This window comes from Chryseobacterium daecheongense (assembly GCF_003729955.1).
Lineage (GTDB): Bacteria > Bacteroidota > Bacteroidia > Flavobacteriales > Weeksellaceae > Chryseobacterium > Chryseobacterium daecheongense.
In genome coordinates this window covers 59,963-78,965 of the sequence record NZ_RJTX01000001.1, presented here as the reverse complement: position 1 = coordinate 78,965, position 19,003 = coordinate 59,963, and the positions used below count along the sequence as shown (strand labels likewise).

Genomic DNA, 19,003 nt, shown 5'->3' with positions numbered 1-19,003 from the left:
TTTATATTTGTTTTTATATTCTTATTTATTGGATGTAGCACTCAAAGGCATTTGGTGCAAAAATATTTCATCGGATTGGAACAACAAACTTTCGACAACTGTATGAAGAGTGATTTCACCATATATTCTATAAAACGAGACCCATCAAGTTCTAATAAATTAAAGGAAGACTGCAAAGTTCCTGGGATGACATATATTATGATGAAAGAAGGAACAATAGACTTAATTGAATCTTCAAAAATTAAAGGTGATTTTGTAATAATTAATACAATTACAAGTAATTTAACTATTCCATCATCTACAATTTCAATATTGAAAATAAAGGATAACGAAGAGTTATTTATTATTAGAAAAAATGCAGAAAATAAAACGGTTAAAGAATCTTATAAAAATATTAATCCTAATGATGATTTTCTATCAGAAAAAAAGAATGATATTATTGCTATTGAGAATTACATAATGAAAAACACTAAGAATAATGTTACAGAAATTGTAAATAAGAATGTTGAATCAAATAACTATCATGTAGTTGCAAAAGTTAATGGAAAATATATCATAAAAGAATTATATTGTATTGAAAAATAAACATTAAAAGTTGACTTTTTCAATACTGGTATCGCTACTTTTTTAGGACAAAAGTTTACACTTCAATAGAACAAAAAATTAGAGTATTGAAATCAATACTTTAATTTCATTGGTAATTTTTGGAAGAAGGTAAGTTCTTTAAGATATAAAAAAAACATCCCAAACCACTCCTTCTGGAGGTATTATAACAGAGCTCAATTCTACTGGATCATTCCTACGCCTGAAGGATATTATGATGCTTTACTCAATCAGTATGTATATAATTTTACAGATCATTTAGGTAATGTAAGGTTAAGTTATACAGACATCAGCAAAGATGGAGTTATCCAACCAAGACAATATGAATTTATCCAATGTTCAGGTAAGTTTTTATGTACAACAGTTTGGCAACCCGGAGAAATTGTAGAAAATAATGACTACTACCCTTTCGGTATGCTGCATAATTATACAGCCACTACCCAGAATGCTTACCAATACAAATTTAATGGTAAGGAGCTTCAGGAAAGTGGGATGTATGACTTCGGAGCCAGAATGTATATGTCGGATTTGGGAAGATGGGGTGTAATAGATCCTTTAGCAGAAAGCTACAGAAGATGGTCGCCTTATCATTATGCGATGGACAATCCAATAAATCTTACTGACCCGGACGGAATGGGGTCTTATGATTCGGAAGGTGTTTGGCATAGTGAGATGGAAGACTTTAATAATTTTCATCATCTGGGAAGTGAATATCGCCAACAAGATTTAGCAATTAAGAGAGATGAATCATTAGGCAATGGTGGCGGTGGAATAACAATAGGTGATTTGATGGACGCCCTTTTTCCAAACTCTGGTGAAAATTATCAACCAAATTTTGAACAGTTTGATTTTGGACAATTTGGAGCTGACGATTGTTGCCCAGATGATCCAAAACCTAAATCAAATAAAGAAATCACCCCATTTGAATTAGGTGTTGAATGGCTTACAGGGACAGGTCCACGACACAGAAATTTTACAAACGGAGATTTAATGACAGAAATGTTACGAAAACATTCTCATGTAGAAAATACAAGACAGATAATATTGTATAATGTATTACATGGTCAAGAACTTTCTGGTAAAAATTCATATCAATTAGGAGGAGTAAAAGGAGTTGGATTATATTTAAAAGATTATTCAACCTTATTAACGGGAGGATTAACAGGGAACTTGGCTGTGACTTTTCTTGGATCATATACATTAAACTGGACAGCTATACCTAATTATAGGAATCATACAGTAACTGTTCGTTTTTCTGTAGAAAATTCTTCTACAATGCAATCTGCTTCCAGGCCTCCTGTTTTAGGTTATTTACCTGCGTGGCAAAATACAGCTGGGAAATATATAAATGAAAAATTTAAAAGTGGTTGGGGATCAAAAACAACACAAACATTAATTTGGACAGAAATTTTAAAAATGAAACAATGGTAAGAATAGTTTTTTTATTAATAGTAATATTTTCACTAATGAACTGTAGTAAGCCAAAGATTGAAAAAGAGCATTTTATAGGCAAATGGAAATCAGATGACGGTGCTGTAATAACATTAAATGAAAATGGTACATGTACGTTACAAAATATCAATCATTATATTTTCAGTAGTTTTCCTGAAAACAATAATAAAAAATTGAATACTAACGGTACTTGGAATATGGTAAACTCTGAGAGTGGAATTATTGATGGGATAAATGAAGGTGTTAAAATTATCTATGAAATACCTGAAAATCAAACAACTGGAAGTATTACTTTTTTTATTTCGGGACAAGGTATTCACGGCAATAATCCCCCATGGAGTTTATATGTTTGGGATGGTGATCCAGATGAAATGAAGAAATATGAGTTTGTTAAATAATTAAAAATCCATTCAATAACAATTCAATATATTCTAGAGTAATAAAAACAGATTGTACATTAAATTTAAAAAAATAAAAAATAAGATTAAGAAAGGGTAGATAACTTCTACTCTTTTTATTTATGATTAGAATTCACTGAAATCTGAAAGAGGATTTGGAATAGTGAGATGGAAAATTTTAATAATTTCCATCATCTGGGAAAGTGAATATCACCAACAAGATTTAGCAATTAAGAGAGATGAATCATTAGGTGATGGTGGCGGTGGAATAACAATAGGTGATTTGATGGACGCCCTTTTTCCAAACTCTGGTGAAAATTATCAGCCAAATTTTGAACAGTTTGATTTTTCGAGGTTTGGAATTGAAAATGATGAGGAACCTGTAAGTTTCTTTGGGAAGAACGATGAAGCACAATTTCACCAAGTTTTTAAACAAATGCATAATTTATTTAAAGATACTAAAGGCGATGGAATTTTCAGAGTGTATGCACATGGAAACTTTGGAACATTATTTAATGGTGAGGATCGAATAAAAGATGCAAAAACTTTTGATGCTGTAATGAAATCTAAAAATAAAAACTGGGCAAATGTGGATAAGATGAAAGATCCAATTTTGATTTTATTTGCTTGCTTATCAGGTCAAAGTTCTATGCAAAATGAAGCTATTGGGAAACAAATATCAAAAGCGCATCCTAATCTTACGGTAATTGCTTTTAAAGGTTTTGTAACCTATGATCCAGGCTCTAATGGTATTAAAAACATTAATGCAGCTCAAAATACAGGCGATGGTCGAGGAGGTATTGTATTTTACAGGAATGGAGAGTACTTAACCGGTTATTCATATCAACAATTTCTTAAAAAATATCCAAATTTTAAATAAACTTAAATGAAAAACTTATTATTTATTATGCCATTGTTTGCATTATTTAGCTGTACGAAAACTGAGGTGAAGAATAATGACAACAATACAAGTGTCGAGCAAAGTAAAATAGCTTCTGATACTAATCATCTTAATCTTAGCGATCATAAATTACAAGAAGAATTAAATAAGGTAATACTTAATAATGATACTATTGCATATAAAAAATATTATAAGAATTATGTAACAAGTGGCCATGCTAAAGAATTTTTATATTATGCTATTCTAATGGCTGAAAAAAATAATTCAAAAGAAGCTTATAGCAATATTAGTGAGATTCTTGATTTTACATTGGAAGATCCCTTAGCATATAATAGTCAGTATGCTTCCTATTGCTTGTTAAAAGCTTATGAAATGGGTAATAAAGATGTTGAATCATCAATAAATTACATATACAAAGAGAAGGGTAAGAAAATACCACGATCTTCGTCAGTTTATTGTGGGAAATAATTAATTAATTAAAAAAAAGAATATTGCTTTCAATATTCTTTTTTTTAGTGTTGTCTTTAAACAACTTTTAAAAGATATTCAAGATGCACTTTCAGGAAATTAAAGATAATTATTATAAAGATATACCAAAAAAAATAAAAGAATTTATTCCAGGGTTCGTATCCATTTTTGATGAAGAAGATGGTATATATCCAATCTTAGGCGATTTAGGGAACTTTATTATCGATAATATTAATAATGAAAAATATTTGAGTAAAATAATGTTTTTCATAAATAATGCTATTGAAAATGGAGGAACTGATACATGTAATGCAATTATATTGCAAATTTTCGATAAATATTATGATGAAATCGGAAATATTACAGAAATTGAAAAATATTTGACGAAAAAAAATAAATTGAAGTTGAAGACATATTTTCAAGAATATAAAAAATAGTAATATTTAAAATCGGATCAAAAATAATTAGAGTATTGAAAATTCAATACTCTAATTATAAAATATCTATACATTTGGTACTGTTTTATTGTTAGTGATGAAAGTAATTCCAATACTATGACTATGGAGTGAGATGCTATATGCCAGACTTAGGAAGATGGGGCATAATTAATCCTTTAGCGGAAAGCTATAGAAGATGGTCTCCTTATCATTATGCGATGAACAACCCTATTGTTTTCACTGATCCTGATGGTATGGGATCTTATGATGAAAATGGTAAATGGGTTCGGGAAGTTGATGATTTTAATAGTTTTTTTAATAGATCTTGGAAAGGAACAGCCTATACATTGAAAAGTGGCGATGCTGCAGGAAATGGAGGTGGGAGTATAAATATGGAAAATTTATTCAATACCTTATTAGCATTTGGGCCTTCTTTTAAGTTTCCAAAAGGAACAGAAGAATATTATAAAGAACAGTACCCAGCTTTTTACAATTTAGTTACTAATATTCTACCTAAGATGACAAATGACAAAAACTTCATGGAGGCATTAAGTAGTGTAAGTGGTTTTTCTATTGAAGAACTAAAAGAAATTTTTCAGTATGGCAAAGGAGCAATCATAAAAGATGGAGGAAGTTTACCATTCGGAGATGCTGAATATCCTTATGCAAGGCTAGAGGATAAATCACTTATAAACACTATCAGTGCTGATGAAAAAGTTTTAGATTGGTATGAGAAAGCTAATAAAAATACAAATAGTCTTGAAGGAGTTACTAATACTTTTTGGATGATTATGACAATTGGACACGAAACAGGACACTGGGGAGATTGGACAAAACGTACTGTTAGGTTTAAAGATACACAAATAGCAGCAGACTTTTCAAATGAAATAGGACTATTTTTTGAATACAGAGCTATGAGATCAACATTTCCAAATGTTAAAGAGCAATCTAGTTTATACATAGGAAATTATGGACCTAATATATCCGAAATTTTTAAAACTTTTATTAAACAGAATTTTAAATCATTTTCAAATATTCTTTCTAAATAAAATTTAAACTATGAATAAAGTTAAGTTATATAATAATTATCTTATTATTAATAATATCATGCAAATCTACAAGTCTACATAGAAAGCAAGATTTTATGAATCAATTTTTTGAAAATAACATTGTTCAATCTTCCTTAGAAGAATATTATAATAAAAAAATAATAATATATGATGAAAAAAAAGTTTTAACAAATAAGCCTATTCAATATCAAAATGATTCTATATCCTTAAATATACAAACTACTCAACCTTTAGATAATAGCTTTTTTAGAATCTATGATTTCATTCTTAATAAAGACCTTGGATTTGTTGTTTTTTCTACCTCAGATAGAAGCCAAGGTATTTTATATTATCTTAAAAGGAACAATAAAAATAACAAATGGGAAATAATGGAAATGAAAAAAAGATTTTCAAAATAATTTTAAATATCAAATGACAATTTATATTGTTCCATAACAAAAGTAGGAAATTCCTACTTTTGTTTGCTTTGAATCCCCCAATTTACAAATCTGATAGTATAGTTCTATGATTCTAATGGTGTTTGGCACAGTGAGATGGAGGATTTTAATAATTATCATCATATAAACTGGAGATCACCTGACAAAAAAGAATATAACACCTTTCATTGGGTAACAGTACATACACTCCTGATTTCTCACAGTTTGATTTTGAACAATTTGGAGCTGAGAATGGATCTTTTGATTGTCCTAAATGTCCTAAAGAAGCAAAAGATGGACAAATATTTTCCATTGGCTTTACTGGTTATCAATATAGAGATGGAAATTGGACTGGAGGCTCTGAAGGCCCCAGATATACGGATGTAGGGACAGCACACCGGAAGTTTGTAAGTTTGTGGGATAGCTTTTGGAAAAATAATATTACAAGTACTTCCTCTTATGGTATGGTAACACTAAAAGTTCCAGAGAATTATTTTATAAGGGCAGAAAATGAAATATCTACAACCGCAGGAAAGACCGGAATATTAAATGTAGATGTAAAAAATGTAAGAAATATTACTTCTTATGAACAAAATAGCTTGGTTGACGTACAATTGAACTGGCAATTTTGGAAACTTAATCATGAAGTTTCAAAAGACTCCTATTCTTTGGGAGGTACTATTTCTATTGGTAATTATGGTATAGGAATGGCAGGAACAAGAACAGTAGGTAATCCTTTTAACAGTGATTTATCTTTTAAATTTGAGCATAAGTTGGATGCATATTCTACCAATACAAATACGTATGGTATAAAACCTATTTCAGCTGGATTAACAATTTTAGCTGCAATTCTTAATAGATTTGCACCTCCTATGAATAGTACATATCTGCAACCAGCTACCACAACCGGCTTTTATGTTGAACCTCTTTAATTAATTAAAAAATGAGAAAAAAGTTTTTTTATGCAAGTTTAGTTATAATTGTTACTGTAATCAGTTATGTAGCATATAAGTCAATTGTATTCTCAAAGTATTCCAGTAAATTGGAAGTAAGTAAGTTAAAGCCTGAAATTAATTTAGAAAATTTACTCAATGCTCCCAATTTAAAAGTTGAGTATTTAAAAAGTTTTAGTTATGATAAAAAATGGATAGGTTTTAATGGAATAGTTGATAACAAATATTATATTACTGTTACAAAACTAGGAAGGATCAATAGTAATTTAAAATTGAACAAAATTGACAAAAATTTTGACAAAAATGATGTCATTGGATTTCCACCTATTGATATAGACGAACAAGTAAGTCGTTATATAGATCCTTTTAGTTATCCTTTTAATATAAAAGAAATTGGATACTATCTGGATGGTAAAGAATTACAAATTTTAAATAATCAATTTACTGAAATTATTTTTAAGGGTAATTATCTGAATATTTCATTCAATAATAAAAACAAAAAAGATTTCGGGTTTATTACTCCAAATGAAGAGATGTCAGTAAGCTTTATAAACTATAATAACGAATTATATGCCATTAATACAAAAATATATAAAAACTATTCTTTTAAAAGTCTACATTCTTTAATTAACAAAGAATAATTAAAATGAGAAAAAAGTTTTTTTATGCAAGTTTAGTTATAATTGTTACTGTAATAAGTTATGTAGCATATAAGTCGATTATATTTTCAAAGTATTCCAGTAAATTAGAAGTAAGTAGGTTAAAGCCTGAAATTACTTTAGAAAATTTACTTAATGCTCCCAATTTAAAAGTTGAGTATTTAAAAAGTTTTAATTATGATAAAAAGCATATAGGTTTTAATGCTATTGTTAATGGTCAACACTATATTACTGTTACTAAATTAGGGGGAATTAATGATGGACTATCAATACACAAATCTCTTAAAGATTTTAAAGAAAACAACAATATGATATCTTTTCCTCCTGATTTTGACGAACAAGTCGCTCGTTATTTTGGTTTTTATGATTATCCATTTAATATAACAAATATTAAATATTATATAGATGGAAAGGAATTACAAAACTTAAATGGTGGATTTACTGAAATTGTTTTTAAAGGTAATTATCTGAATATTTCTTTTAATAATAAAGAAAGAGGAGATTTTATATATTCTACTCCAAAAGAAGAGATGTCAGTAAGCTTTATAAGTTATAATAACGAACTATATGCTATTAATACAAAAATTTATAAAAACTATCCTTTTAAAAGTCTACATTCTTTAATTCAAAAGAATAATCAAAATGAAAAAGTTTTCTTTATGCATGTTTGATTATCATTGTTATTGTGGAGTTGTTATCTTTCTTAGGACAAAAAGTTTATAATCCTTAATACACTTCAAACAGAACAAAAAATTAGAGTGTTGAAATCAATACTCTAATTTTAAATGGTTCGTTTTTTTGTAAAAGGTCAATATGGCATTATCCAGCCAAGACAATACAAAGTGGTACAATGTTCCAAATCTGGATGGAGTCAGATGTGTATAGATTACTAAAAGCCCGGAGAAATTGTAGAAAATAACGACTACTACCCTTTCGGGATGCTGCATAATTACACAGCCACTACCCAGAATGCTTACCAATACAAATTTAATGGTAAGGAGCTTCAGGAAAATGGTATGTATGACTTCGGAGCCAGAATGTATATGCCGGATCTGGGAAGATGGGGAGTTATTGATCCTTTAGCAGAAAGCTACAGAAGATGGTCGCCTTATCATTATGCGATGGACAATCCTGTTGTTTTTACTGATCCTGATGGTATGGGTTCTTATGATTCTAATGGTGTTTGGCATAGTGAAATGGAGGATTTTAATAATTATCATCATATAAACTGGAGATCACCTGATAAAAAAGGATATAATACCTTTATGACAGGCGATAATAGTGGCGGTGGCGGAAACGGTGGAATTTTTACTACTGATAAAATGTTTTTTGCATTTTTCCAAGATTATTTGCTAAATAAGAATGGTTCAGTTGGAGCATTATTTTCTATGATAGATCGTCTAGAAGCAGGTGGATTTAAAGATCCACTTAATACAAAAGCTAAATTTGAACATGCGGCTAAGCTATTAAATGTAGATGTATTTAATGAACTAAACATTATACTTAACATTGTAGCTGGACAAAAGTTATCTGCCAGTGTATTTTTCGAAAAAACCACAAGAAAAGATATTATGGCAAAAGCTGAAGGATATAAAATCTTATTAAATATGAGCAATATATCAAATGTATTAGTGTTAGCTTATGCTATTGGACATGAAATGAATCATTCGATAACCGATTATTTTTTACCAAACTTTTATGAAACAGTAAATTTAAAGGGTAGAAATGAAAGTAATGCTTTTGGATATTTTTCAGAATTCATATCTTATTCATGGGAAGAAAGATGGAGCCACCCAGATATTTCCAATGCATGGGATTATACTTATCGAGTTCACGGCCCAGAGGCAAGAAACATACAGGCTAGATATGAACAAACAGCTATTGATATTGTTAAAAATAATCTTCCTAACCTACTTAACTCCTATAATTTATTTATTAATAACGCAAAATCAAAGATAAAAAAATGAGAAAAACAATAACCCTTATAATCTTTTTGTTATATACTCTATGTTTTGGACAAATAGATGTTAAAATTGTTTCATTAGAAAAAACCTCTTCATCAACGTCAGAAATAACAATTAGTATTACTAACTTAACTAACAGTTATTATGCAATACCTTTAGATAAAAAAAGTTTTAAAGGATATAATTCTGATGAACTTTGCAGTGGTATTCATAATTTTAATAATCCCTATAATTTTTTTGCATTTACAGTAGTCTTCAAAGATAGAGTAACAAATGAGCCAGCTATATCTTTAATTAGAAGTTATCATTCAGGAGATGATCAACTTGAAAAGTTAAATAGAAAAGATCAAAAAGAAAAGAGGAAAATAACAAGATGGCAAAAAGAAAATGGCTTAAAAAGTGATTTTGAAGCTAAAAGAAATTTATACGTAATGAATCACCTCCTATTCTTAACACCAAAACAAAACTTAATCTTAAAAATGAAACTGGATATTTTTGATATAAAACGGGGAGATACATTTTTTTATGATTATTATGTTTTGAATGATAAAAAAAATTATGCTTTAACACTCCAACTATGCATAGATAAGAAAGTCCAGGAATATTTAACTCTAAAGCAAAAACAAAAACTCAAAAAATATATTTTTTTTGATGGCAAACTTGAAAGCAATACAGTTCCATTTATTTATACTATTTTTTAGTTGTGGTGATAAAAACCAAAAAACCGAGTGATCTGAGATTGCTCGGTTTATTTTTATACACACAATCTGTTTATAATATAAAAAACCTCCCTTTCGGGAGGTAAAAAACACAAATGATGAAAAAAAAATTATTTGAAATTATTTAATTCCGCTACAAAGTTACCTCCTAAAAAAAAAACATTTTATGAGTAAAGTCATAAAATGTTTTTTTAGGGTATTTTTTATCGGGTTATTCCCATTCTATCGTTGCTGGCGGTTTGCTAGAGATATCATACGCTACTCTGTTGATCCCTCTTACCTCGTTGATGATTCTGTTGGAAACCGTTTCAAGAAACTCATAAGGTAGCTTGCTCCATGTTGCCGTCATAAAGTCTATCGTATTCGCAGAACGAACTACTGCAGTATATTCATACGTTCTCTCATCTCCCATTACTCCTACGGATTTTACCGGAAGCAATACTACGAAAGCCTGAGAAACTTTTTCGTACAGGTCATTTTTATAGAGCTCTTCAATGAAAATATCATCTGCTTCCTGAAGAATCTTTACTTTTTCAGCATCTACCGCTCCTAAAACTCTGATTCCTAAACCTGGTCCCGGAAAAGGGTGTCTGTATACCAAATGATGTGGAATTCCAAGCTCCTCTCCTACCTTTCTTACTTCATCCTTGAAAAGCTCTCTTAATGGCTCTAATAATTCGAATTCCATATCTTCCGGAAGTCCACCTACATTGTGATGGGATTTGATTACCGCTGAAGGTCCGTTCACCGACTGACTTTCGATCACATCCGGATAAATGGTTCCCTGTGCCAAAAACTTAGCACCCTCAATTTTATGAGATTCTTCATCAAAAACATGAATGAACTCGTTTCCGATGATCTTTCTTTTCTGTTCAGGATCATCAACTCCTTCAAGCTTGGATAAAAATCTTTTGGAAGCATCCACCATTTTGATATTCATATGGAAATGCTCTCCATAGTTATCCATTACTTTCTGGCCTTCATTCTTCCTTAATAGACCGGTATCTACGAAAATACAGGTTAATTGGTCACCGATCGCTTTATGGATCAAAACAGCCGCTACAGAAGAATCCACTCCACCTGAAAGTCCAAGGATTACCTTGTTATCTCCTACTTTTTCACGAATCTCAGCAACTGTTTTCTCGATATAATTGGTTAATTTCCAGTTTTTCTCCGCTTTACAGATTCCGAACACGAAATTTTCAAGCATTTTACCACCTTCTTCCGTATGGGAAACTTCCGGGTGGAACTGAACACAGTAAATATTTCTTTCAGCATTAGAAATGGAAGCAATAACTCCGGAAGTCGCATTCAGCTCAAAACCAGGAGGAGGCATTCCTACTTCATCAAAGTGGCTCATCCAAACGACAGAGTTTTGAGAAACCCCTTGAAGTAAAGCACTCTCTTTTACAATTTCCAGGTGGGCTTTTCCATACTCACCTTTCACTCCTTTATGTACTTTTCCGCCTAAAACATGAGCTGTTAGCTGCATTCCGTAGCAGATTCCCAATACAGGTATTCCCTGCTCATATAGTTCTTTCTCAACTAAGTGGGCATTTTCTGCATTCACTGAGCTTGGTCCGCCGGAAAGGATGATCCCTTTTGGCTGTTTTTCTATAATAGTTTGTAGAGGTGTATTGAAAGGCAGGATTTCAGAATATACCCCCATCTCACGGATTCTTCTTCCGATAAGCTGGTTGTACTGGGATCCGAAATCTAATATGATAATACCGTTGTTCATTATATAATTGATAATTAATAATTAATAATTGATAATAGAGCTTTAAGCTACAAGCAGCATGCAATAGGCTTGTTCGACCTTTATAAAGCCTGTCGCTTACCGCTTAAAGCATATTGCCGATTTAAATGTTTTTACAAAAAAAGACTTGGAAGCGCTCCAAATCTTTTTTCGTGATTTTTATTAGAATTTTCCGATGTCTTCTCTGTAGAAACTATAGTCGAAGTGAACAGGAATGGCATCTTCATAAACTTTCTTACGGGCCTCATCATAAGTAGCCCCTGTAGCAACCAGATTCAGTACTCTACCGCCGTTAGAAACCACTTTATCTCCTTTTTTGATCGCACCAGCATATAAAAGCTGGCTATGCTTCACTTTGTTTTCTCCTACAATCTCAAAGCCTGTCTCGATATTTCTCGGGTAACCTCCTGAACACATTACCAGACAAACCGCTTTTTCATCTTTGAATCTAAGCTGGATATCTTTACCGTTCATACAGTCATTGATCACATCCAAAAGGTTGTTTTCCATAAGAGCCATCAGAACCTGAGTTTCAGGATCACCAAATCTCATGTTATATTCAAGAAGGTAAGTTCCTTTTTTCGTCACCATCAATCCGAAGAAAATGATTCCTTTGAAACTAAAGCCTTCTCCTTTAAGACCTTTAATAGTTGTTTCTAGGATATTTTTTTCGAAATCTGCATAATGTTCCTGGGTAAACTCAGGACTGGGTGCTACAGATCCCATACCTCCTGTATTTGGACCTTTATCACCGTTTCCTGCTTTTTTGTAATCTTTTACAGGAATACATGGGAATAATTTTTCACCGTTTGAGAATGCAATGATAGAAGCCTCAAAACCTTGTAAATATTCCTCGATAACCAATTGGATCCCTGCATCACCATAAATCCTACGGATCATGAAATCGTGGATCGTAGCTTCTGCTTCTTCAATGGTGTCACAGATCACTACTCCTTTTCCACCTGCCAAACCACTTGCTTTAACCACCAGCGGATATTCCTGGGTCTGAACATATGCTTTTGCATCAGGATATGAATCAAATACCACAGCTTTTGCTGTTTTGATATCATAGGTCTGCATAAACTTCTTAGAGAAAGCCTTACTTCCTTCAAGACTTGCTACTTTCTGATCAGGACCGAAAACTTTAAGATCGTGTTTTTTGAATTCGTCCTTCAAACCAGCTACCAATGGTGCTTCAGGACCTACAATCGTTAAATCTACTTTTTCTTTGATAGCGAAATCTCTAAGTTCTTTGATTTCTGATAAATGAACATTTTTCCCTATTGCATCGGTAGTAGCGTTTCCGTTAGCAAAAAACATTTTAGTAACTCTGGAGTCTTTATGAAGTTTTGCTGCCAACGCAGATTCTCTTCCACCTTCACCTATGATTAATATTCTCATACTTTATTAATTAACTAGTCTAATTTTACAAATATATAATTTTGAATGCTATAAATACAATCTCAAAACCAATTTTAATTCTATTTTAATTAGTGTAAAAAGTGTCTCATCCCTGTAAACATCATCGGAATCGCATGCTCATTAGCCGCATCGATGCTGTCCTGGTCTTTTACACTTCCACCTGGCTGAATGATCGCTTTGATACCTTCCTGAGCGCAGAAATCTACAACATCGCGGAATGGGAAGAAAGCATCTGAGGCCAATACCAAATCTCCCGAAAACTTCTCTTTTGCTCTTTCAATAGCTTGCTGTGTCGCCCAGATTCTGTTTACCTGACCTCCACCGATTCCAAAAGCCTGGATTCCGTTGGAAACAACAATAGCATTGGATTTCACATACTTCACAACTCTCTGAGAGAACAACAATGCTTTTTTCTGTTCTTCGGTAGGCTGTACGTTGGTTACTACTTTGATGTCTTCAGAGAAATGAGTATCATAATCCTGAACCAGCATTCCACCATCAATCTTCACCCACATCTGCTTATCAGAAACAGGATTTACAATTTTTATAATTCTTAAATTCTTTTTCTTTCTTAAAATTTCTAAGGCATCTTCATCAAAATCAGGAGCCATTACAATTTCAAGGAATGTTTTATTCAATTCTTCAGCTGTTGCCGCATCAATTTTGTAGTTCATGGCAACAATTCCGCCAAAGATGGAAACCGGATCACATTCGAAAGTTTTCTGATAGGTTTCCAAAGCTGAAGTTCCGATCGCCACTCCACAAGGTGTAGAATGTTTCACGGCACAACAAGCCATTTCTTCTTTGAACTCGTTTACCACTTTCCAGCAAAGGTCCATATCACGAAGATTGTTGAAAGAAAGCTCTTTTCCACCTAACTGTTCAAAATCCTTCATCGCCCCGTTTTCAAAAGTAGAAACATAATAAGCTGCTGTCTGATGTGGATTTTCTCCGTATCTCAGGTCAGAAACTTTCTTATAGGATGCATTTAAATACGTAGGATATTCTTCATCTAAAAGCATTCTTGAAATAGCTGCATCGTAAGCAGAAGTAAGATTGAATACTTTACCGGCCAATTTCTTACGGGTTTCAATATACGTATCACCGTTTTGCTCCATTTCCAGTTTTACTGTGGTATAATCTTCCACATCAGTAATTACGGTAACAGAGTCAAAGTTCTTAGCTGCAGAACGTAGCATGGAAGGACCACCGATATCGATGAATTCTACCTTTTCATGTAAAGAAATGTCTTTGTTTACATTCTCAAAGAAAGGATAAAGATTCACGATCACCATGTCTATCAACCCAATTCCGTGCTCCTGAACGGTCTTCATATGCTCTTCGTTGGAACGTACAGCCAAAAGCCCGCCATGAACTTTAGGGTGTAAGGTCTTCACTCTTCCATCAAGCATTTCAGGGAAATTGGTAACCTCATCAATCTGAATTGGATTTAAACCAGCATCTTTCAAATGTTTGAAAGTTCCTCCCGTAGAAATTAATTCATAATTCTGGGCTTCCAAAAACTGCGCGAATTCTATTAACCCGCTTTTGTCAGAAACACTGATTAAAACTCGTTTTTTACTCATTTTACTTTCGATTTTTTACTTTTTACAGCTATTTCAAACTGTATTCCGGTCTTTCACCCCCGGATTTACTTTATTTTACTTAGATTTTTTCAAATGCTTTCGAAATATTTTTTCAAAATCTAAATGTGTTTTTTATTAATATAAAAGCGGTCAATAATTGGTCAACTGCTCAATTATCAGCTGAGTACATTATTTAATACTTTATTGATGGCCTTCGGGAAGATTTCATATTCTATCTGATGTACTTTTTGTGCTAATGTTTCAGGAGTGTCGTTTTCCGTCACTTCAAAACATTTCTGAAGAATAATTTCTCCCTCATCAATTCCTGATGTTACAAAATGAACCGTTGCACCACTTTCTTTTTCTTTAGCCTCAATAACGGCATTGTGAACATTCATTCCCCACATTCCTTTTCCTCCGAACTTCGGAAGCATCGCAGGATGGATATTAATGATTTTACCTTTCCAGGCTTCGCAGAATTCAGGTTTCAGAATAGACAGGAATCCGGCCAATACGATTAAATCTGTATTTTCAGGGATTACTTTACTCAACTCACTGCTGAAATTCTTTCCTCTCGGAATCAGTATATTTTCAATATGATGATTCTTTGCTCTTTCCAGCCCATAACACTCTCTGTCGGCAACAACCAGAGTGACTTTGGCATTCTGGATCTCTCCATTGTCAATAGTATCTATGATTCTTTGAAGGTTGGTTCCGGAACCTGAAACGAGTACAACGATGTTTTTCATGTTATTAAATGTAACAATGTATCAGTTTATCAATGTAACCATATTGTTATTGGTACACTGATACATTGATCAATTGTTATATTGATAAATGGATTTTCTCGCTTCCTTTTGTTATTTCTCCGATTTCATAGGCATCATCCAAAAGATGTAATACTTTTTCTGCGTGTTCTGCATCTACAACAATTGTCATTCCCACTCCCATATTGAATGTTCCGAACATTTCTTCACGAGCTACACCACCTCTTTTTTCCAATTCAAGCATAATGCTTGGAATCCTGATTTTTGATGCATCAATGGAAGCACATAATCCTTCAGGGATAATTCTTGGAACGTTTTCATATAAACCTCCTCCTGTAATGTGAGCAATTCCTGCAACCTGTACTTCTCCGATCACTTTATGGATGTCTTTATAATACAATCTTGTAGGAACTAAAAGGGTTTCATATAATGGCTTTCCTTCAAATTCTTCTTCAAAATTCGGGAATACTTTTCTTACCAGTGAAAATCCGTTCGAGTGGAAACCTGAACTTGGCAATGCAATAATCTTGTCTCCTGCTTTGATTTTGGAACCGTCGATAATCTGATCTTTCTCTACGATCCCTACACAGAATCCTGCCACATCATAATCTCCCGGCTGATACATCCCAGGCATTTCAGCGGTTTCCCCACCAATCAATGCACAATTATTATCCTTACAAGCTTCTACCATTCCTAAAACGATTTCTGCAGCAATTTCAGAATCCAGTTTTCCGCAAGCCAGGTAATCTAAAAAGAATAATGGTTTTGCCCCATGGCAAAGAATATCATTGGCACACATCGCGAAACAATCTACACCGATAGAGTCATACTTTTGGGTATCCAAAGCTACTTTCAGCTTGGTTCCTACTCCATCTGTTCCGGAAACCAAAACAGGGTTCTTGTACCCTCCTATTTCGTAGAAAGCCCCAAAACTTCCCAAATGGTTCAATACATTGGAATTATGGGTTTCACCCACCGCTTTTTTTATCTTGTCAACGGTTTTGTAACCTTCCTCTTTGTCTACGCCCGCAGATTTGTAAGTGTTGCTCATTGTACTTTTAGAAATTTATTTCAAACTTTTTATATCGGTTTTCAGAAAATAAAAAGCCGACAATCTTGGTAGATTATCGGCCGTTATGTTATCTCAGAATTTCAGAGCCCACAGTTTCTCCTTTCTTGGAAAAACATTCTTTAAAATTGGTCTGAATTTTCATTATTTTTCTTTTTGCAAAGATATTAATTTTAAATTAATATTCAAATTCTATTTTTCAAGGATAGTTTCAATAGCAGAAATCTTCTTGATTTTCTCTCTTAACTCATTGTCTTTCTCTTCATTAGAAATCTTCTGACCTGCTTTATCAAAATTATCATTGAAAAACGGAAGCGAAAAAGTTTCTACAATATTTCCACCGTGGAAAGGAAAACGCTTGGTTGCAGCCTCTAAAACACCTGCTCCACCTCTTGCTCCCGGTGCAGCTGACATCAACAACATCGGCACCTCATTCCAGACTGTTCTGTCCTTGATTCGGGAAACCCAATCGAATACATTTTTAAAAGCGGTTGAGTAAGTTCCGTTGTGTTCCGGTAAGGAAACCAACAGTAGGTTTGCCGCATCAATTTTTGCTGCAAAATCTTTTGCTTCCTGCGGAACACCATCTTTAAGCTCTCTTTCGTGCTTATAAATCGGCATTTCGAAAGGATTTAAATCTACTACTTCCACTTCTGCATTGTCAAACAAAGTAGACGCATACGCCACTAATTGTCTGTTCATTGAAACTTCGGAATTGCTTCCTGCTATTGCTAAAATTTTCATTGCTTATTTTAATTATACTGTAATTTTTATGACAAATATCGTAATAATTGTCGAGTTTCAGTTGTTTTAAACCTCCCCCGTCAAAAACTTTAAATTTGTCCCCAAACGAAGGAAAGTTTTATTTTACGCCAAATAAGAAGGTAATTCCATAGGTACTTCCATCAATAAAACCTCTGTATCTTCTACAGCTTCTATATTAAAGCTCTGCGTATCCCAGATTCCTAACCCATCCCTTTCATTCAAAATTCTGTCGCCTATTTTGGCACTTCCTTTTAATACAAAAGCATACACGCCGTTTCCTTTTTTGTTCAGCATATAATTCTTCCCGTTTCCTTTGGTAAAATTAGCAATGTTGAACCAAGCATCCTGATGAATCCAAACTCCGTCATCATTTTTATCAGGAGACAAAATTTGTTGGAAACCATTTATTTTTTCTCCTTCTTTAATGCTTTTTTGGTCATATCTCGGCTCAAGGTTGATCTCTCTTGGAAACACCCAGATTTGAAGGAATTTAACAGGTACGTCTTTATTCTTGTTGTATTCGCTGTGCATAATTCCTGTTCCGGCACTCATTACCTGAATCTCTCCTTTTCTGATTACTGCTGTGGTTCCCATAGAATCTTTATGTTCCAAATCTCCTTCCAAAGGAATGGAAATGATCTCCATATCTCTGTGAGGGTGTGTTCCGAATCCCATTCCCTGGGTAACGGTATCGTCATTCAATACTCTTAAAACACCAAAATGTGTTCTTTCCGGATTTTGATAATTGGCAAAGCTAAAAGTATGATAGCTGTTTAACCAACCGTGGTCTGCGTGACCTCTTGAATCTGCTTTATGATATACTGTTTTCATATCTGATTTATTTATGGTACAAATGTACATTATACAGCTATCTCAAAACATTGACGTAGGATAAGAACGGAATTATGGTGACCGATAACGAAATATTTCCTCCAGAATGGAACTCCGAAAGGTCTTTTACAAAACAAAAAAATATATGCTTAAAGTGAAAATTGATAATGAAAAATATTTTTTGTAGGTATACAATAAAGCGGACTCTTTTGAATCCGCTTTTTTTGAATATTTTGATTTTAAATTTTATATCTGAATGAAAAATTAAATTGCTTAAATAAAATTTAAAACTTATTGCAGAAGAGACCAAACGGCAATACCGATACCGGCATAAGCAAGAACAGTAATAATATCAGCTATAGGCTGCGAAAATCGTTTTTCAGCAATTCTCTCGCTATTAATCTGACTTTTATGGAATTTCAGAATTTTTTTAGGATTATGAATCGGATGCGCAACCAGACTATCTTTTTCCCAACGGTCAACTATTATTTTATAAGCCTTGCCATCAACGTCAATTTTAACATTTTTATTAGGTGTAAGCTTTTCCTGAACATTGATCGGAACAGGCATTTGCTGAGAATTTGGGTTTTGAGACCCAGCTGCTGGACTTTTCACCTGCATTGCAGTATTATTAGCAAGAGCAGCATTATTTTTTGATCCAGATTTATTGTCGCTTACCGGATCCATTGGTTTCTTAACCTGGTAGGTATAGCAGCTCACAAGGAAAAACAATATAATGAAATAAAGATTCTTTCGCATAAGTC

General features: G+C 32.9%; 18 protein-coding genes and 3 pseudogenes. 13 read left to right on the top strand and 8 right to left on the bottom strand.

Translation table 11 applies throughout. The features are described from left to right. Positions 1–102 precede the first annotated feature (102 nt). From EGI05_RS00390 to EGI05_RS00325, 13 genes and pseudogenes are all read left to right on the top strand, one after another. Positions 103–585: a hypothetical protein gene (locus EGI05_RS00390; RefSeq protein WP_134197396.1), complete on the top strand. Its 483-nt coding sequence runs from the start codon at positions 103–105 to the stop codon at positions 583–585. Positions 586–795: 210 nt separating this feature from the next. Next, positions 796–1,239 (top strand): annotated as a pseudogene (locus EGI05_RS18200) (RHS repeat-associated core domain-containing protein); the annotation flags it as partial. 788 nt (positions 1,240–2,027) lie between these two features. After that, positions 2,028–2,453, top strand: a complete 426-nt coding sequence (locus tag EGI05_RS00380; RefSeq protein ID WP_123261101.1) for a hypothetical protein — start codon at positions 2,028–2,030, stop codon at positions 2,451–2,453. Positions 2,454–2,616: 163 nt separating this feature from the next. Further along, the gene (locus EGI05_RS00375) at positions 2,617–3,333 is read left to right on the top strand and encodes a hypothetical protein (RefSeq protein WP_185144943.1); all 717 of its coding nucleotides are present in this window, start codon (positions 2,617–2,619) and stop codon (positions 3,331–3,333) included. A gap of 6 nt (positions 3,334–3,339) precedes the next feature. After that, complete coding sequence (locus EGI05_RS00370) at positions 3,340–3,822, top strand: hypothetical protein (protein ID WP_123261100.1); 483 nt, start codon at positions 3,340–3,342, stop codon at positions 3,820–3,822. Between the two features lie 83 nt (positions 3,823–3,905). Continuing rightward, complete coding sequence (locus tag EGI05_RS00365; RefSeq protein WP_123261099.1) at positions 3,906–4,259, top strand: hypothetical protein; 354 nt, start codon at positions 3,906–3,908, stop codon at positions 4,257–4,259. 125 nt (positions 4,260–4,384) lie between these two features. Next, positions 4,385–5,308 (top strand): annotated as a pseudogene (locus EGI05_RS18080) (RHS repeat-associated core domain-containing protein); the annotation flags it as partial. Between the two features lie 95 nt (positions 5,309–5,403). Continuing rightward, positions 5,404–5,727 (top strand): hypothetical protein, encoded by a 324-nt coding sequence (locus tag EGI05_RS00355; protein WP_123261098.1) that lies wholly within the window; start codon positions 5,404–5,406, stop codon positions 5,725–5,727. 206 nt (positions 5,728–5,933) lie between these two features. Beyond that, a complete protein-coding gene (locus EGI05_RS00350) occupies positions 5,934–6,677 on the top strand; it encodes a hypothetical protein (RefSeq protein WP_123261097.1) in 744 nt (247 codons plus the stop codon). A gap of 11 nt (positions 6,678–6,688) precedes the next feature. Beyond that, on the top strand, positions 6,689–7,339 hold the full coding sequence (locus tag EGI05_RS00345; RefSeq protein ID WP_123261096.1) for a hypothetical protein: 651 nt from the start codon (positions 6,689–6,691) through the stop codon (positions 7,337–7,339). Between the two features lie 5 nt (positions 7,340–7,344). Beyond that, on the top strand, positions 7,345–8,028 hold the full coding sequence (locus tag EGI05_RS00340) for a hypothetical protein (protein WP_123261095.1): 684 nt from the start codon (positions 7,345–7,347) through the stop codon (positions 8,026–8,028). A gap of 231 nt (positions 8,029–8,259) precedes the next feature. Beyond that, positions 8,260–8,517, top strand: a pseudogene (locus EGI05_RS18245) (RHS repeat-associated core domain-containing protein); the annotation flags it as partial. Between the two features lie 803 nt (positions 8,518–9,320). Continuing rightward, positions 9,321–10,022: a hypothetical protein gene (locus EGI05_RS00325; RefSeq protein WP_123261092.1), complete on the top strand. Its 702-nt coding sequence runs from the start codon at positions 9,321–9,323 to the stop codon at positions 10,020–10,022. A 229-nt stretch (positions 10,023–10,251) separates the two neighbouring features. Here the strand turns inward: EGI05_RS00325 and guaA are convergent, their stop codons facing one another. From guaA to EGI05_RS00285, 8 genes are all read right to left on the bottom strand, one after another. Then, entirely contained in the window at positions 10,252–11,781 is a 1,530-nt protein-coding gene (guaA, locus tag EGI05_RS00320) for a glutamine-hydrolyzing GMP synthase (RefSeq protein WP_123261091.1), read from the bottom strand. Between the two features lie 180 nt (positions 11,782–11,961). After that, entirely contained in the window at positions 11,962–13,200 is a 1,239-nt protein-coding gene (gene purD / locus EGI05_RS00315) for a phosphoribosylamine--glycine ligase (protein ID WP_123261090.1), read from the bottom strand. An 89-nt stretch (positions 13,201–13,289) separates the two neighbouring features. Beyond that, positions 13,290–14,807, bottom strand: a complete 1,518-nt coding sequence (gene purH, locus EGI05_RS00310; protein WP_123261089.1) for a bifunctional phosphoribosylaminoimidazolecarboxamide formyltransferase/IMP cyclohydrolase — start codon at positions 14,805–14,807, stop codon at positions 13,290–13,292. Positions 14,808–14,983: 176 nt separating this feature from the next. Further along, complete coding sequence (purN, locus tag EGI05_RS00305) at positions 14,984–15,556, bottom strand: phosphoribosylglycinamide formyltransferase (protein ID WP_123261088.1); 573 nt, start codon at positions 15,554–15,556, stop codon at positions 14,984–14,986. Between the two features lie 76 nt (positions 15,557–15,632). Continuing rightward, complete coding sequence (gene purM / locus EGI05_RS00300; protein ID WP_123261087.1) at positions 15,633–16,625, bottom strand: phosphoribosylformylglycinamidine cyclo-ligase; 993 nt, start codon at positions 16,623–16,625, stop codon at positions 15,633–15,635. A gap of 210 nt (positions 16,626–16,835) precedes the next feature. Continuing rightward, positions 16,836–17,387: an NADPH-dependent FMN reductase gene (locus EGI05_RS00295; protein WP_123261086.1), complete on the bottom strand. Its 552-nt coding sequence runs from the start codon at positions 17,385–17,387 to the stop codon at positions 16,836–16,838. A gap of 123 nt (positions 17,388–17,510) precedes the next feature. Then, on the bottom strand, positions 17,511–18,239 hold the full coding sequence (locus tag EGI05_RS00290) for a pirin family protein (protein WP_123261085.1): 729 nt from the start codon (positions 18,237–18,239) through the stop codon (positions 17,511–17,513). Between the two features lie 291 nt (positions 18,240–18,530). Continuing rightward, the gene (locus tag EGI05_RS00285; RefSeq protein ID WP_123261084.1) at positions 18,531–18,998 is read right to left on the bottom strand and encodes a hypothetical protein; all 468 of its coding nucleotides are present in this window, start codon (positions 18,996–18,998) and stop codon (positions 18,531–18,533) included. Positions 18,999–19,003: the final 5 nt, after the last annotated feature.